Origin of the sequence: Nocardia sienata NBRC 100364 (genome assembly GCF_001613205.1) — a bacterium.
Classification (GTDB): domain Bacteria; phylum Actinomycetota; class Actinomycetes; order Mycobacteriales; family Mycobacteriaceae; genus Nocardia; species Nocardia sienata.
On the sequence record NZ_BDBX01000044.1, the window covers coordinates 21,733 to 35,228 of the forward strand.

The 13,496-nt window shown below is 70.3% G+C and carries 4 protein-coding genes; 1 reads left to right on the top strand and 3 read right to left on the bottom strand.

Features of this window, described 5'->3' with window-relative positions:
• Nucleotides 1-265 precede the first annotated feature (265 nt).
• The 3 genes from NS4_RS22860 to NS4_RS22870 all read right to left on the bottom strand — a co-directional run bounded on the left by NS4_RS22860 (nt 266) and on the right by NS4_RS22870 (nt 12,506).
• Complete coding sequence (locus tag NS4_RS22860) at nt 266-10,363, bottom strand: non-ribosomal peptide synthetase (protein ID WP_063061558.1); 10,098 nt, start codon at nt 10,361-10,363, stop codon at nt 266-268.
• A gap of 254 nt (nt 10,364-10,617) precedes the next feature.
• Nucleotides 10,618-11,601, bottom strand: coding sequence for a LuxR C-terminal-related transcriptional regulator (locus NS4_RS22865; protein WP_063061617.1), 984 nt, complete (start codon nt 11,599-11,601; stop codon nt 10,618-10,620).
• A gap of 74 nt (nt 11,602-11,675) precedes the next feature.
• The gene (locus NS4_RS22870) at nt 11,676-12,506 is read right to left on the bottom strand and encodes a M23 family metallopeptidase (protein WP_063061559.1); all 831 of its coding nucleotides are present in this window, start codon (nt 12,504-12,506) and stop codon (nt 11,676-11,678) included.
• 517 nt (nt 12,507-13,023) lie between these two features.
• On the opposite strand from NS4_RS22870, the gene NS4_RS22875 reads away from it, so the two are divergent.
• Nucleotides 13,024-13,416, top strand: a complete 393-nt coding sequence (locus NS4_RS22875) for an SCO5389 family protein (RefSeq protein ID WP_039828431.1) — start codon at nt 13,024-13,026, stop codon at nt 13,414-13,416.
• The last annotated feature ends 80 nt before the right edge of the window (nt 13,417-13,496 follow it).

A 13,496-nucleotide genomic window follows, 5' to 3' on the forward strand; every position in this document is an offset into this window, starting at 1 on the left:
TACCGTGCCGCAGCTTGGACAGCAGCCTGCCACAATGCGCCGGTACCCGGTATGGCACCCGGCAGGTTACCGGTCGGGGCCGCGCACAGCTACACCCCGCGGCACCCCGTCCCGGCCCGGCCGCCCGAAACACTTCACCGTTACTTCGAAATCGCAGCGAGCGGTACTGCGGGTCGTATCCGCCGAGCCGACACAACCCGGCTCCCTACCCGGCGGGAATGGGCGGACCTGCGCGAACGCCCGGGAGACCGGCCGTCCCGCACCGTCAGCCCAATAGCGTGTCCAGACCCAGCACCGTCTCGACGCCGGACCAGGCGGTGCCCGGCTCGTCCTCCTCGTCGAGGACGAGGGCGGTCAGATCCTCCAGCTCGCCCGGGTCGAGTACCTCCAGACCGGCACTGTCGGACCACAGATGAGTGATCCATTCACCTGCGGGGGTCGCGTGCTCCTCCGGAACCACCACCACCGAAGCTCCCGCGGCACCGGCGGCCACGGTTTCCAGTACCGCCGCCGGACTGTCACCGCGGCCGGCACGGTAGGTCCTGGCCTCGTAGGTCAGGCCGGTGACGGTCTGCACCCGGGTCACCGCGGTGGCCAGCCGGTCGTAACTCACCTGCCGGCCGGTACCGTCCACCACGGCCGGATCGTTACCGCGCAGCGGCCGCGCCCGGTGCGCGTGAGTGACCGGCCGCGGCGATTGCGCGGAGATCTCCGCGGCGATCTCCGGATCGTCGAGCAGCAGCCATTCGAGGTGCGGGACGGCCGGGGCCCGGCCCACGGCCAGTCCGGCCGCGACTGCCAGATCCGCTGCCGCCGCGACCTCCAGAGCGTCGGCCGGCACAAGGGTGGCGCCCGCCTTGAGTACCGCCCAGATCGCCACCACCGCATCCACCCCGCGTTCCAGCGCACTCACCACGCCGGTGCCCGGACCGTATCCGCGCGCGATCAGGACCCGCGCCAGTCGTGAGGACCGCGCGTCGAGTTCGCGATAGCTCACCGCCGCCTCGCCACATACCACCGCGGGACCTTCCGGATCGTCCTCCACCGAGGTGCTCAGAGTCTGGGCGAGCGCGGTTCCCGCGGCCGCGGCCGGTAACAATTGCTCGGCGGGGGCGAGTGCGCGGGGACGTTCGGGGGCTTCCGCGTACTCGATAGCGCCTACCGGCCGCAGCGGGTCGGCGGCGACCGCGGTGAGGATCCGCCGTAGCCGGCGGCCGAAGGACCGCACGGTCTCCTCGTCGAAGAGGTCGGTGGGGTAGGTCAGCACGGCGTGTATATCGCCGGGCGCACCGTCGGCATCGCGGCCGGGGTCGATATCTATTCGCAGATCGAATGTGGCGGTGAGCTCTCGGCAATCCAGCGACCACACGGACAGACCCGGCAGTTTCAGCGCGACCCGGTCGTGGTTGTCCACCGTCAGCAGTACGGAGAACAGCGGATTGCGCGCGATGGCCTGCTCCGGAGCCGCGACTTCCACGACCTGTTCGAACGGGATTTCGGCATTGTCGAACGCGGACAGACCGGTTTCCCGTGTCTCGTCGAGCAATTCGGCGAAGGGCCGGGAGCTGTCGACGCGTGCGCGTAATGCGAGCGTATTGGCGAACATACCGACGAGGTCGTCGAGCGACCGCTCTCCGCGGCCGGCGACCGGGGTGCCCACGGTGATGTCTTCCGCGCCGGTCAGCTGGTGCAGCAGTACGCTCACCGCGGCGTGCATCACCATGAACAGCGTGGCTCCGCGATCCCGTGCGAGCCGGTCCAATCCCTCGTGCACTTCGGCGGACACCGCGAAACCCGTGGTGCCGCCGCGCATCGAGGGCATCGCCGGACGCGGACGGTCCAGCGGCAGCTCCGGCTCCCCGATCACCCCGCGCAACTTCTCACGCCAGTATGCCGATTGCGCTGCCGCGACGGAGTTCTCCTGCGCCCCCTCCCCGAGCACCGCGCCCTGCCAGATCGCGTAGTCGGCGTACTGTACCGGCAACGGTGACCAGCGCGGCGACTCCCCGCCGACGCGGGCGAGATACGCGGTCATCAGATCTCGCGCCAGGGGCGCGAGCGAGGCCGCGTCGGCGGCGATACGGTGCACGACCAGCGCCAGCACATGCCGGTCGGGTCCAGTGGTGAGCAGCAGCCCGCGTACCGGTACCTGTGTGGTGACATCGAAACCGGCCGCGAGCAGTTCGCCGATCCGGCCGAGCGCGTCTTCGGTGGTCTCCGACTCCAGCCCCCCGCGCAACGCCTGCGCCACCGGCAGGATCTCCTGGTAGGGCCGTCCGTCCGAGTCACCCGGATAGCGGGTACGCAGTACCTCGTGCCGTTCCAGGACATCGGAGAGGGCGTAGCGCAGCGCGGACGTATCGAGCGCCCCGTCGAGTCCGATGGCGAGCGAAATATTGTGGACCGCCGAATCCGGGACGAGCCGATCACCCGGCCACAGCCGATATTGCCGCGGCGACAGTGGGATCCGGTCGGGACGATCGACCCGCGCCAGTATCGGTCGCTCCACCCGGGGGACGACCCCGGGAACAACCCGCGCGGCCAGCGCGGCCACCGTCGGCGCCTCGAACAGCACGCGTACCACCAGCTGCGCCGACAGCGCCTCGTTGATCCGGGCCACCGCACGGGTGGCGGTCAGCGAATTACCCCCGAGCGCGAAGAAATCGTCGTCGGCGCCGATATTTTCGGCGCCGAGCAGATCGGCGAACACCCCCGCCACCACGGTTTCCACCCGCCCCGCCGGAGCGGCGTAAGGCGCCCGGCCGGTCACCGGCGGAACCGGTAGCGCGTACCGGTCGACCTTCCCGTGCGTGGTCAACGGCAACTCCTCGACCACGACCAGGGTCTCGGGAACCATATACGCGGGCAGTATTTCGGCCACCTGCTCACGCAACAGCCCCGGATCGAGAACGACTTCGTGCTCCGCGGCGGCCACCACGTAACCGAGCAGCCTGTCTCCGGCCAGCTCGTCGGTACGTACCAGCGCCACCGCCCGGCCGACCCCCGGGCAGCGCAGCAGGGCTGCCTCGACCTCACCGAGTTCGACCCGGAACCCCCGCAACTGCACCTGCGCGTCTCCGCGACCGGCGTATTCCAGCTCGGCGCGGCCACCGAAGGCGGCCCAGCGGCCGATATCACCACTGCGGTACATCCGTGACCCCGGCGCACCGAACGGGTCGGCCACGAACCGGGTGGCGGTGGCGCCCGGACTACCCGCATAGCCGCGGGTCAGCTGCCGCCCCGACACATAGATCTCTCCCGGTACGCCGACCGGCGCCGGGTGCAGGCGCTCGTCGAGCACGAACGCGTCCAGACCGGGCAGCGCCCGGCCGATCACGCCGGCCGGGTTGTCCACCAGTTTCTCGTCGAGTGCCAGAAAAGAGGCGTGCACAGTGGTCTCGGTGAGGCCGTACATGTTCACCAGCCACGGACCGTCTGTTTCGGGTCCGCCGTGCCGTTCGTACCAGCTTCGCAGCCGGCGCAGATCCAGCGCCTCACCGCCGAACACCACATAGCGCAGGGCGAGCGCGCCGGTGCCGTGGGCGAGCCGGTCGGCCTCAGCGAGTCGATAGAACGCCGACGGTGTCTGGTTGAGCACAGTGACCCGTTCGCGGATGAGCAGGTCCCGGAACTGTTCGGGTGAGCCGGCGGTCGGGCGGTCGACCACCACCACCGAACCACCACTGGCCAGCGAGCACCACAGTTCCCACACCGAGAAGTCGAAGGCGATCGAATGGAACAGGGTCCACACATCGGTGTCGTCGAATTCGAACAGCAGCTGGGTGTTGGCGAAAAGTTCCACCACGCTGCGGTGCGCGACGGCCACGGCCCTGGGGGCACCGGTGGAACCGGAGGTATGGACGACATAGGCCACGTTGTCGGGGCGCAGCGGGGCCCGGCGCTCGGCATCGGTGACCGGTTCGGTGGAACGGTGCACGGTCTCGGCGAGCAGGATCACCGGCGCGTCCACGGTGGGCAGCGCGTCACGTTCGGCAGCGGTGGTGAGGACAACGGCCGGACCGGCGTCGGCGAGAACGGCCTCCAGCCGCTTGCGCGGGTAGGCGGTGTCGATCGGTAGATAGCCGGCACCGGATAGCAGCACACCCAGCAGCGCGACCGGCAACTCCTCGGTCCGCGGCACCGCCACGGCCACCAGGCTCTCCGGGCCCGCCCCGGCGGCGATAAGGGTGCGTGCCACCTGATACGACCGGCTCAGCAGTTCCGCGAAACTCAGCACGACCCCACCGGACCGGACGGCCGGAGACCGCGGCCGCCGCCGGGCCTGCGCCTCGATGAGATCGACCAGCGTCACCGCGGGCACCGGGACCCCACCGCTGTTCCATTCCCGCAGTACCAGATCGCGTTCGCCGGGCGCCAGCAGATCGATATCGCCCACGATCCGGTGCGGGTCGGCGGCTACGGCGTTCAGGATGCGCAGCAACCGGTCCGCGTGATCACCGAGCGTGGGCGCGTCGAACAGGTCGCTGGTGTAGGTGAAGGTCAGCCGCGCCTCGGCGCCGGTGTCCAGCAGGTCCACACGCAGGTCGAGCATATCCGGCAGGCGGGCGGGCGCATCGGTGGTGGCGAGCAGGACCCGGAACGGCGGTTGCCCGGCGGCGGTGCGCACGGTATCGATCAGCTGGCCCAGCCGTTCGGTGCCATGACCACCGGTCTCGAAGAGCGCCCCACCCGCGAGCCGGGCGGTGTCGAGTAGTTCGTCGAAGCGCAGCGCCGGATCCAGATCGGTGTGCAATACCGACAACCCGCCCCCGGCGTGCTGGGTGCTGAACGCACCGACCGCGATATCCCGATGCCCCGACAACCGGGCCAGCAGAATGGCCAGCGCCGCCTGTATCACGGTGAAGCCGGTCGTCTCCTGATGCGTCGCGATATCGTTGAGCGAATCGAGCAGGTCGATACTCAGCTCCCGCGTCACCTGGCCGCAGCGTCCGGAACGGGCGGCCGGGCGCGGCCGATCGGCGGGCAGCTCGGCGCGGCCGACGAGCGTGCCCGGAGCCCGCCACCAATCCGCGGCCGGAGTCGGCCCGAGTTCCGCGGGCACCGCCAGCAGCTGGCCCACGAGGGCGTGCAGTAATACGGAGAGGGCACCGGCCGCGGATTCGGCGATGCGTTCGCGCCGGTACCACAGCCGCAGCAGCAGCCGGTCCGCCGACTCCGCCACCAGCGTCACCGGGTAGTGGGTGAAGGCATGGCAGGTCGGCTCCGTCACCTCGAGCCCGTCGATATCGCCGGCAGTGGGCCATCGCGCCGCGCCCGCCGGGCGCAGGTCGTAAATCAGCAGGGTGTCGAAGAGGCCCGCCGCCCCCGGCGCGGTATCGGCGGCGCTCAGATAGTGATGATCACGCAGCGCATGCTGTTCGGAGCGGATACGGATCAGCAGATCCCGCACCGTCCAGCCGGGCTCGAAACACACTCGGACGGGGACGGTATTGGCGAACAGACCAGCCATCCGGTCCACCCCGCTCAGCCCGGCGGGGCGACCGGAGACCACGGCCCCGAACACGATGTCCCGGCGTCCGGTCAGTCCCGCCAGCAGCAGTGCCCACAGCGCCTGGACCACGGTTTCGACCGGCACGCCGGCCTCGGCCGCGTACGCCGCCATGGCGGCGGTCTGGGCGTCGCCGAGCGCGAGATCGACTTTCCCCATACCGGTTCCCGGCTCGGTGGGCGGGGCCAGCACCGGAGCGAGTGCGGTCGGCCGGGCACCCCGTAGCGCATCCGCCCAGCGGGCCCGGCCGGCCGCGGTGTCCTGTCGCGCCAGCCACTGCAGATAGTCACGGTAGGCCGGGGGCGGCGGTAACGCCGCGGGGTCGCCGTGGCGGGCATAGAGGGTCAGCAGATCGTCCAGCAGTATCGGCGCCGACCTGCCGTCGAAGAGCAGCTGGTGAGCGGCCAGCACGAGATGCGTGCGGCCGGAAACCGTGCGATACACCGTCACCCGCAGCAGCGGCGCGGTGTCCAGGGCGAACCGGGTGAGCCGCTCGGTCTCCAGCAGTTCCGGGATCTCGTAGTCGCCGACATCGTCGGCCACCCGCCACGGCACGGTGACGGGTTCGGTCACCAACTGCACCGGCACCCCGTCCGCGGCCGTGACGAACGCGGTGCGCAGGACCGGATGCCGGTCGACCAGCCCCTGCGCGGCCCGGTGCAACCGGTCCAGATCAATGACGCCCCCGAGCTCGACGGCGAACAACATCACATAGTCGTCGGGACCACCCACCGTGAACTGGGAATGGAAGAACAACCCCGCGCCCAGCGGTGCGAGCGGCAGCACATCGATCAGGCCCGGATGCTCCGCGCGCCAGGTGTCGAGCTCTCGCTGCCCCACCCGGACCAGCGGCAGATCCGAAGGAGTCAGGCCCCCGGCCGCCGGATCGGCGATATGCCGGGCGATGGCGTTGACCGCGGCCAGCCATTCGTCGGCCAGCTCCCGGACCGCCGGCTCGTCGACGATATCGACGGCGTAGGCGAACGAGGCCGTGATCCGGCCGTCGCCGCCGACGACGGCTTCGATATCTATCACCGTCTCCGCCGGCATATCCGGGTCGAACGCGGTCGCGAACCCACCGAGTTCCCCGATGGGCTGCCAGGATGTCTCGTCGTTACCGGGTCCTACGCCGTCGGCGGCGAACCGGCCCGCGCAAGCGAAACCGATCTGTGCCACGGGAGGTTCGAATTCCCCGGGGGCCGAGCTGCGCAGCGACCCGAATCCCAGCGGCCGGGGAATAGCCACCAGTTGTTCCTTCACCGATCGCAGCAGTGCGGCGGTCACCGGGCCCGCGGCCAGCGCGGCCCGGGGATCGATATCGCCGAGATCAAGGGCCACCGGGTATGCCGTATCGAACCAGCCGACGGTACGGGTGAGATCCGCGCCGGGCAGTAGCGATTCCGCGCGCCCGTCGCCGTACAGCCGGACCCGGGTGGTCGCGCAGTCCACTCCGCGCCGGGACCGCCAGTTCCGCACCGCCAGAGCGAGCGCGGCCAGCAGCGCACCTTCGGAAGTCATCCGGTACAGCGCCGGTACTTCGGTCACCACCACCTCGGCGATATCCCCCGGCACCTCCACCGCGAATCGGTGCATCGACGCGTGGGTATCGACGGTGGGGTCGATCGCCCGCGCGCCCAGCAGCGGGTCCGGGGTGGACAGCACCTTCCGCCACCGGGCGAGCGCGGTGTCGCGTTCCGGCGGCGGGACGGGTTCGGTCGCCGCCTGCGCCCAGCGCCGGAACGACGTGGTGACAGCGGGCAGCTCGGGACGCCGCCGACCGGCCACCTGCGCCCAGGCCCGGGCCAGATCCGCCAGGAGGATCTGCCAGGACGCACTGTCGACCACATAGTGGTGCACGGCGAGCAGCAGTGCGTCGCGGGCGCCCGGACGGCACAACCGGGTCGCGGCGACCATCCGGCCACCGAGCGGATCCAGGCGCGCCACGGTCGTTTCCATCGCCGAACCGGCGAGCGCGACGACCTCGGCCGGACGGGTCCCCGCGGGTACCTCGACCTCGGCGAGCAGGCGGCTCTCCCCGACAGGCCCGCTGTCGGGGACTTCCCACCGGTACTGCCCGTCCGCAGCCACCAGCCGCGCCCGCAACATATCGTGCCGCTCCACCACGGCACCGAGGACCGTCGCCGTCCAGGCCCGGTCGATTCCCTCCGGCAACGCCAGCACCGCCGTCTGCGCGAAACCGGGATGTACGCCCCCCACCAGATACTCGGCCAGGATCGGAGTCGGCGGCACGGCACCGACACCGTCGGCCGGGATCGGCGGAGTTTCCCGCTGCCCGACCCCGCGCGCATCCCCATGCGCCGGTTGCCGGAGTTGCCCCGGACCCGGCGCAACCGTTTCTCCCCTGAAACCGCGCCAGTTGTCCGGTGGCGCCTCGTGCTCGAACGCGTGGGCCGCAGGCGAGAGGCCCGTCCCCGCCCCGTCGGCGCGGCCGGATCCGGGCCGCGTATCGCGCACCGACGCGTTCGTCACGGCAGGCGCGACGGTTTCCCCCGCGAACCCACGCCCACGTTGCGGCAGCGCACTCCGTTCCAGTGCGGTGTCCCGATGCTGCGAAACCTCACCGCGCCCCGGGCTTCCGTGTCGAGGTGGGGCTCCGAACTCGAACTCTCGGACTCGATCCGGCGGCGCCTCACGAACCCCCCGGCCAGAGGCAGATTCCCGCATCGCCCCTCCCCCGAGCCCACGCGAACGTTCCGGCGGCGCCTCACGTTCGGCCACGTCGGCCGAAGCCTGCGGCACCTCCCCCCCGAGCCCACGCGAACGCTCCGGCGACACACCACGTTCGACCACGTCGGCCGAAGCCTGCGGCAACTCTCTCCCGAGCCCACGCGAACGCTGTGGCGATACACCACGTTCGGCCACGTCGGCCGAAGCCTGCGGCAGCACCACACCCAAGTCCCGCGCACGTTGCGGCAACACACCATGTTCGGCCACGTCGGCCGAAGCCTGCGGTACCCCTCCCCCGAGCCCACGCGCACGTTGCGGCAACACACCATGTTCGGCCACGTCGGCCGAAGGCCGCGGCGCCCCTCCCCCGAGCCCACGCGAACGCTGCGGCAACACACCACGTTCGGCCACGTCGGCCGATTCAGCCGGGACCTCTACATCCGCGCCCCCACGCGAAGATTCCGGCAGCAGACCTCGATCGAACTCGGCGTTCGAAGGAGGCGGCACCTCACCGCCCCCGAGCCCGCGTGAAGACCTCGGCAGCACAACCCGACCCGACTCCGCGGCCGAAGCCTCCGGGACCTCTCCGCGTCCGATCCCGCGTCCGCGATCCGGCAGGATCGCGCGCTCGGCCTCGTGGCCCGAAGCCGGAGAGGCCCCCGCCGGACCGGGCACGCGCCTGCCTTCACGGGGGCCACCGTGACCGGGCACGTGGACGGGCGCCGGTCCGCGCGCACTCGCGGACAGAGCTTCGTGCTCCGGCCGGTCCGCCGGAGTCGGTGAGACCGGGCCCGCCGCGAACCCGGGCGAACGCTCCGGCCGCGCACCCCGGTCGAGCTCACCGCTCGAAGTCTGCGGATCCTCTCCCCATCCGTTCACCTGTGAACCGCTGCGGCCCAGGTATTCGATCTCTTCACCGCGAGATGTGACGATCCGCCGTACCAGATCGCCGGTGCGGTACATACGGGCACCGGGCCGGCCGAGTTCGGCGCCGAAGGGCGCGGCGAGGAAATGCTGCGCTGTGAGGCCGCGCTGCCCGAGGTACCCGTGCGCCAGCGCCGGCCCGGACAGGTAGAGCTCACCCACCACCCCGGTGGGCACCGGCCGCAACCGGGCGTCGAGAACGAGGACACCGGACTCGTGCAGGGCGGCACCGAGCGTGATCGGCGCCCCCGGCGCCGTCGTACCCGGTCCGGTCGCGATGACACCGGCCTCGGTGCGGCCGTAGCCGGTGACGAGGTTCGGCTTGCGCGCCCAGCGGCCGATCGGTTCGAAATCGCACCCGCCGCCGATGGCGACGACCTGTACATCGGTGAGCCCCGCCGGGTCCACGGAGGTCAATGCCGCCGGGGTCGCGAGTATATGGGTGACCTGTTCCCGGGCCAGCAGGTCGGTGCGGCTCCGCCCGTCCGGTGTGCCCGCGGGGACGAGCACCAGCGTGGCACCGGAGGTGAAGGCCAGCAACAGTTCCAGCACCGAGACATCGACATCCGGTGCGCACATATGGGCCACCCGGGAATCGCTGGTGATGCCGTACCGATCTGTTACGGCCGCGACCACCGGGGCCAGTGCGCTGTGCGGGACCACCACACCGGTGTGCTCCCCGTCCGGAGCGGATGTGTAGGCGATATAGGCGGGATGGCGCGCGTCGAGCATCCGCACCCGGTCGGCGTAGGAGATGGGATGCCGCGCCCGGCGCGCGATCCGTTCGGCCTGCACCGGATCGTCGAGTTCCATCCAGTACAGGGACCGGCCGAGCGCGGATCGGTACCGCGAAGTGGTCAGACCGAGAGCGGCTCCCGAACCGGCGGCGATCCGGTCGATCCGGTCGCCGGGCATACCGGGGTCGATCGGCACATGGGCGGCCCCGGTTTTCGCGATCGCCCAGACCGCGAGCACGGATTCGGGGCTGCGCGCGAGCCCGATCGCCACCACATCGCCCGGTCCGATTCCGCGCTCGATCAGTTCCCGGGCCAGTCGTGAGGATCCTTCGTCCAACTCCTGGTAGGTGATCTCGCGCTGGTGGGCGGGGTCACCCGTGGGGTTGAAGCGGATCGCCACCTCGGTGGCGGCGGATTCGACGGCGGCGGTCAGCAGCTGGGCGAACAGCGGGCTTCCCGAACGACGCCGTCGACTACCGACAAAAGGACGGCGGGCAGTGTGCATTCGGGTGCGTTCACCTCTCGCATCGAGCCAGGTCCCGGCCCCCTACATACCCTGCGGGGGTGGAAGGGCATATGGACCGGGGCCGGCGCGGTGTGGCCATCATATTCGGGAGCGCCCCGGGTCGCCGCCCGGGGAACGACCCAGCACCGGGTGGCCGTCACGCCCCGGCGGGACGTTGCCGCCGTTCGGGTCGAGTGGCTACGCCGGACGAACGGGCCCGGACGTCGCCGCCCGCACCCGGCCGATGTACGGGTTCACAACCAGCCGCGCCGGATCGCCTGCACCCCGGCCTGGAAGCGGGTGCTGGCGCCGAGCCGCTCCAGCAGCCGGGCGGTGCGCCGGACCACCGTGCGCCGCGACATACCGAGCCGGCGAGCGATCGTATCGTCGGTCGCGCCCATCCCCATCATGGTGAGGATCGCGCGGTCGCGTTCGTCGAGTTCGTCGGCTTCCGGCTGCACCGAGATCGGCGCGGACAGGGTCCACAGCACATCGAAACTGCGGATCAACATATCCAGTAGCGGTGATCCGTTGATCCGCAGCGCCATCGGGTCGGGCCGGCGTTCGTCGGTGTGCAGCACCAGGCTGGCGCGTTCGTCGTCGGCGATGATCAACTTGAACGGCGGATCGGGCAGCGTACGTGCCTGCGCGCCCCGGGCGTTGGTGGCCAGAGTGTGCCGCAGCCGGTCCGCGTCCTGATAGATCGTGTCCTGGTAGAGGATCCGGTATCGCACACCCTCGGCCATCCGGGTCTGTTTGAGTTCGGCGATCCGGCTGTCGCGTTCGGGATCGCTGATATGCGGGCTGCGCTCGACCATTTTCACCGAGCTGTCGGCATTGGCGTGCAGTGCCTCGAAGTCGGCGAGCAGTTCGGCCCGTTCGAAGACCGGCGAGATCACCCCGTTCCAACCCTGCGAGCGCCGGACGGAACGGAAGGTCTCACTGAGCCGGGCCGCGGCCGCGTGCATGGTGCTGATCTCCTGGCGCCGCCGCCGAGCCTCGGCCTCGGACAACGATTCCGGCGCGTGGGCGTCCCAGCGCGGGGTGCCGTCGGGCTCGGTGAGGCGGATCACCGCACGCAGCCCGCACAGATCGTCGAGCGCGTTCTCGACCACGGCCTCGGACAGTGCGGTGTGCCGGGCGATATCGGCGAGGCCCGACCGCGGCCGCTGCACCAGCGCCGCGTACACCCGGCCGTGGATCGAGTCGGGTTCGAAGATATCGGCCAGTTCGGTCACACCGGGGGTCCGCAATTCGGCCTGCAATCCCGTGGGGGTGGCAAGGATCGGGCGGTCGAGCGATTCTGTCGATCTCAGTGCGAGGGTCCCCACTCCAGCGGCACCCCCTTGGACACCATCCAGGTCATCGGATCGATTTTGTTACCACCTTGGTCCCAGATCTCCAGATGCAGATGGGGGCCGGTGGATTGCCCGCGGTTTCCCACGGTGGCGATCACATCACCCGCGTTCACCCGCTGCCCTTCGCTGACGTAGATATCGTTGACGTGCCCGTAGACGCCGGTGGTGCCGTCGTCGTGCAGGACCCGGACCCACATTCCGAATCCGGAGGCCGGACCGGCCTCGACCACCGTGCCGGAGGCAACCGATTTGATCGGCGCGCCGAGTGTATCGGCGAAGTCGATACCGTAGTGCATGGCGCCCCACCGGCTGCCATAGGTGGAGCTGACGACGCCGGCGACCGGCCGCACCGCGGCGGCGGGGGCCAGTTGCTGATGCAATTGCTTCAGCGTCTGCTCGGCCTGGGTCAGCGGGGCGGCGACCTCGGGCGGCAGATTCTGCAGGCCGAACGGGGCGGCCACCGGCGCGGGTGCGGCGATCGGGGCGGCCTGGGCCGGTGCGGGCTGTGTATCGGCGACCGGCGCGGCCTGTGCCATCCGCGCGGCGGACGCGGGCGAGGAGTCCGCGGTGGGCGTGACCGGTTCGGCCTTCACCGCCTCGTCGTCGCCGCTTCCGGGCAGTAACGGCGTCGCGTAGGCGATGGCGGGAGCGATCTGGGAAGCGGTACCGATCAGCGCGCCGGCGGCGACAGCGGCCCCGGCGGCGGCGCGGACCTTTTCGGCCGCGGTGGCGGCGGCGCGGTGGCGGCGGGGGCGGACCTGCACATCGTCACCGACAAGGCTCATAACGGTGATGGAGCTGGGGCCTAGTCGATGGTGCGCCAAAGGTCCGTCCTCGCTATCCGGTCATCAGGGTCGAACGCCGTGCACGGATCCAGCTACTCGAGCCGGATAAACGTAACGTTTCGGCATCCGTTGTGACGGTAACTCTACCGGCCCGTGATCGAATCGCAACCTTTTCTGTTAATTACCAGCTCAAACGGGGTAATGCAGTCCGCGCCTCCTGTTGTGAACGATGTCTTTTTCGTAATATTTGCGAGGTTCTCCTACCGACCCCCACACGAGGCGGTCACCCCCCGGCAAACCCCGCACACCGCCCCCGACAGCGGTCGTCCCGCACGCACCACGCCGCGGGTTACCGAGACAGCAATGGACCCGCTACCGCCAAAGCACCGCCCCACGAACGACTTTCACGACCAATCCACTGCTATTGACAACCAATTTCGATTAGACTCGGCCCGGCAGATCTGCACGCGGGTTTCCGCACCATCAGTTGCAAGACCAGTTGACCCAGGAGGTCGCCGTGTCCCTAGATGTCCCCACCGCTCTACTGGAACGTGCCGAGCGCGGTGATGTCACCGACGCCGAATTCGTCGAATGCGTCCGCAACTCGCTGCCCTACGCGTGGGAGGTCGTCAGTCGCGTCGCCGGCGAACTCGGGTCCGGCACCGCGGAATTCGCCGACAACGAAGTGGCCCCGCCGGACGAGACGGCACGCGGTCAGCTGCTGCGCGCCCTGGCCTCGGATGCCATCCGGGGTGGCCTGGAACGGCACTTCGGCGTCAAACTGGCGTTCCAGAACTGCCACCGGGTGGCGGCGTTCCCCCTGTCGGCGGTCGGCGGTGAAACCTACAGCCGCTTCATCAGCCCCCGCAACCAATTGCTCAACCAGAGCCCGGAACTGCGCAACTGCTGATCCGGCAGGTCCCCGGCGCGAATCCGCGCCGGGGACCCCGCATCCGGCCGGCGACCCGGCCGCGGATATCGGCCCGGACC